The sequence below is a fragment of the Microvirga sp. P5_D2 genome, from assembly GCF_054049475.1.
The window spans coordinates 1-2,386 of record NZ_JBFUMH010000329.1 but is presented as its reverse complement, the minus strand read 5'-3'; the positions used below and the strand labels follow the sequence as shown (position 1 = coordinate 2,386).

The 2,386-nt window shown below is 57.7% G+C and carries 2 protein-coding genes; both read right to left on the bottom strand.

Going from position 1 to position 2,386, the window contains the following annotated elements:
* Nucleotides 1–303: 303 nt before the first annotated feature.
* Nucleotides 304–1,524, bottom strand: a complete 1,221-nt coding sequence (locus tag ACXJKO_RS31305) for a polysaccharide pyruvyl transferase family protein (RefSeq protein ID WP_457094898.1) — start codon at nucleotides 1,522–1,524, stop codon at nucleotides 304–306.
* 414 nt (nucleotides 1,525–1,938) lie between these two features.
* Nucleotides 1,939–2,386, bottom strand: a 448-nt coding sequence (locus ACXJKO_RS31300; protein ID WP_457094897.1) for a 7-cyano-7-deazaguanine synthase, incomplete at its 5' end; no start/stop codon positions are given.

Genomic DNA, 2,386 nt, shown 5'->3' with positions numbered 1-2,386 from the left:
CTCTCATGCGGCTCGAGGATGGGACGACGATGGCCACCAAAGCGGGCTGGAGCCGGACTGCCGCTTTGACGAAAGCGTCGCATCAGTTTGACCGCCGCAGAGGGGCTCACCTCAAAGCGCAGGGCTGCTTATCGGATGGAAGATCCACCTTCCACCGCACGCACGACCCGCCCACGCAAGTCTCGGGACAGAGGAGCTGGCATGGGATGCCTCCCCGCCGACAACAACCAGCCCGATGGAATCAGCTATCCCGTTTCCACGCAACTGCTGCACGCTCTAGATATTCCCGATGCTTGGTCTCTCCTATGCCGGCTGCCTGAGAAAGGAAGCCACCCGGTCGAAATTGACCTCTGCTCGCCTCCTCATCTCTGCGGCCCTGGATTCCGTGGGGCCGGCTGCGATCGCGGCCTCGAGGCCAGCCATCAGGCGCTCGCGGTCGAGCTCGGCCACGTCGACGGTGAGAAGCGAGGCGAGATCCCGTCCGTAATAGTCCCGCATGATGCCCCAGGCTTTGCGGGAATAGGCCATCGCTACCGTCGGAACTCCCTGCGACATCGAAGCAATAGTCGCATGCGTCCGCGCGCCGACAAGTGCCTCACACAGGCCGATGATTCCCTTGAAGTCGGAGGCAGTCAGAGGGAACGAGAGGAGCACGTTCTCGGACGGGTTCGATGAGCGCCGGAGGACCTCACGGCAGATCATCAGATCGTTGTTCTTGAGCCCGCGCTCCTGAACATGCGGGATCAGAACCACCGAATACCCCTTACGGTTCACGGCATCGATGAAAGCGACGATCTCCTCGAGATAGTTCCGCGAATTCACATCCGAGCGGTACGACAGGATGCCGTTGCTCACCGACAGCCCGATCAGGCGCCGCCCCTGCAACGAGAACCGGTGATCGACCTCCAGGATGCGCTGCGCCTCGGCTTTCGGGATCGCGGGCAGGAGGAAGGCCACGTCTGCCGTGAGTTCCGGCTTCAGGGCCGGGGCGAACGAGTCGAGGTATTGCAGCGTCTCCGTCTCGCGCACGGTGCAAATGACGACGTTTCTGATCGACTCTTTGAAGTGGGCTTCGTCCTTCGCGACAAAGGGTCCGATCGTCTGCGCCAGCAGCGCCACCGGACGCGACGCTTGCAGGAAGCGGGTATGATGAGAGAGTGCGCGATAGTCGGATGTGAACACATCGCCGCCAGTCGCGATGATCAAGTCCGACTCTAGGAGGTCACGCCAGGATTTCGGGAGCGCGCGGCTCATCCCGATGCTGTTGGCGGCGGCGGCAAGGTCGAACGTCGCCCGTTGCATCCGCGGTGGCCAACGTCCCCGCGGCAGCGTGAACGGACCAACCACCGCATCGACCGAACGGCCGAAATAGTCCCGATCATGATCCGCGTCTCCGGTATGGAGTGAGATCCGCATATCCTCCCGCCGGAGCGAGTTCTCCAGACCAAAGAGGATCGACCGGACGAGGGCTTCGACGCCACGATTGCGGCCCCCTGTAACATTGGTGATAGCAATACGATGCATGCCGGAAACCCAGTGGTGACGTGGTCGGCCCCTCACGGCGGAACGCGGCGCCTTCGTTCCGCCCACCGGAACCAGTTGCAAGGAGTCGGTGGCGACGTCGCGCAGCGAGTCCCGACACGGAAGGCATGGATCGGAACAGCGCATCATACGCACCATAAGAAGGTCTAGCCATCCTATCGGTATCCATTCTCAATCCTGCATGCACGAGATGGAGGCTCCTTATAAGGGACCGAGCCTCCCGTGCTTGAACAGACGTGAGTCCAACTCGGAGCATCTCGTTTGTCCCACTCTCGCCCCTACCGTCCGGTCGTTATCTTCCTAGCAGTCAATCCGGGCGGGCTAGCGGCGGATGCCGAATGCCAAACTCGACTGACGACTTCAAACGGAAATCCTCTAATGGGAGAAATTCGCAAGTCAGATCAGCCGGTAGTTATGCAAACTTTTCCTGACCTTTCTGGCTATCCAAGAAGGTGCTTTGAGGGTCTTTCTTATATGTCTTGTTCGGTATCTGCGAATTGACTCCCTTGGGAACCTGTATCCCATTCCATCTTCAATGGTTGATATGCACGGATTGCAAGTTCCGCATGGAGTTCCATGTATTGGATTGAAGCAAAACCATGATTTTTCAAGCGCATTGATAAAACCTAATTGTAGCGCCTGCGCCTTCATTTCCAGCTTAGTCACACCTATTACAGGAAACTCATAGTATGAGAATATTTTTAAATCTTCACTAGCGTCATCTTTTAGCTTATACAGCCCACCCGAAGTTTTTACTAAATTCCCATTCAAAAAATAGTACACCTTGCCATTTTCACTTAACTCAACACAAAGCTCGACTTGTTTAAGTCCCTCGCTCCTGGCA